Below are 1,509 nucleotides of genomic sequence, written 5' to 3'. Positions count from 1 at the left end.
AGGACGGCAAGGAGATCAGTGTCGCCGTTCTGGAGAAGTCGGCCGAGATCGGCGGACACATCCTGTCGGGCGCGGTCATCGATCCCAAGGCCCTGAACGAACTTTTCCCCGACTGGAAGGATCGCGGCGCGCCGCTGGAGACGCCGGTCACCGAGGACCGCTTCTTGGTGCTGGGCCCGGCAGGTCAGGCGTCGCTGCCGATGATGCTGCTGCCGCCGATGATGCACAATGACGGCTGCTACATCGCCTCGCTGGGCAATGTGTCGCGCTGGCTCGGCGAACAGGCGGAAGCGCTGGGCGTCGAGGTCTATCCCGGCATGGCCGCCAGTCACGTGGTCTGGGACGAGCCATCAGGACGTGTGAAGGGCGTCGTCGCCGGCGTCTTCGGCATCGACCGCGAGGGCAAGCCGACCGACGACTTCCAGCCCGGCATCGAACTGCACGGCAAATATGTCTTCATCGCCGAGGGCGTGCGCGGCTCCCTGGCCAAGACCATCATGGCCCGCCACAACCTGTGCGACACCGCCGAGCCCCAGAAGTTCGGCATCGGCCTGAAGGAGCTGTGGCAGGTGCCCGCCGAGAAGCACCGCCCGGGCCTGGCCCAGCACACCACCGGCTGGCCGCTGGACGAGTTCACCGGCGGCGGCAGCTTCATGTACCATTTCGGCGATCGCTATGTGGCCATCGGCTATGTGGTGCACCTGAACTACAAGAACCCGTTCCTGTCGCCGTTCGACGAGTTCCAGCGCTTCAAGCATCACCCGGCCATCGCCGAGCATCTGGAGGGCGGGACGCGCATCTCCTACGGCGCGCGCGCCATCACCGAGGGCGGCTTCCAGTCGGTGCCCAAGCTGTCTTTCCCGGGCGGTGCCCTGATCGGCTGTTCCGCCGGTTTTGTGAACGTGCCCCGCATCAAGGGCAGCCACAATGCGATGAAGTCCGGCATGCTGGCCGCCGACGCCGCCTATGACGCGGTTCTGGCCGGGCGCGCGGGCGATCAGCTGGTCGAGTACCAGGCCGCCTATGAGAAGAGCTGGGTTTACAAGGAGCTGAAGGCGGTCCGGAACGCCAAACCCTATCTGACCAAGTTCGGCACCACCTTGGGCGGAGCCTTCGGCGTGGCCGAGATGTGGTTGTCGTCCTTCGGTCTGAACATGCCCTGGACGATGAAGCACAAGAAGACCGATGCCGCCTCGACCGAGCTGGCGTCCAGGCACAAGCCGATCGCCTATCCCAAGCCGGACGGAAAGCTGTCGTTCGACAAGCTGTCGTCGGTCTTCATCTCCAACACCAACCACGCCGAGGAGCAGCCTGCGCATCTGAAGCTGCTGGACCCGTCCGTGCCGATCCGGGTGAACCTGCCCAAATACGGCGAGCCCGCGCGGCTGTACTGCCCGGCGGGCGTGTACGAGGTCGTCTATGGCGACGAGGCGGCCAAGGCCGATCCGCGCTTTGTCATCAACGCCCAGAACTGCGTCCACTGCAAAACCTGCGACATCAAGGATCCGT

Annotated in this window: 1 protein-coding gene; it reads left to right on the top strand. The window is 65.2% G+C overall.

Annotation, left to right across the window (positions count from 1 at the left end; all coding sequences use genetic code 11):
- The coding region (locus tag JHC81_RS14390; RefSeq protein WP_292175811.1) for an electron transfer flavoprotein-ubiquinone oxidoreductase at positions 1-1,509 on the top strand (1,509 nt) is incomplete at both ends.

Origin of the sequence: Brevundimonas sp., assembly GCF_016463295.1 — a bacterium.
In the GTDB taxonomy this organism is placed as follows: Bacteria; Pseudomonadota; Alphaproteobacteria; order Caulobacterales; family Caulobacteraceae; genus Brevundimonas.
Note: the sequence above shows the minus strand (reverse complement) of the source record. Positions and strands in the feature narration are given on the sequence as shown.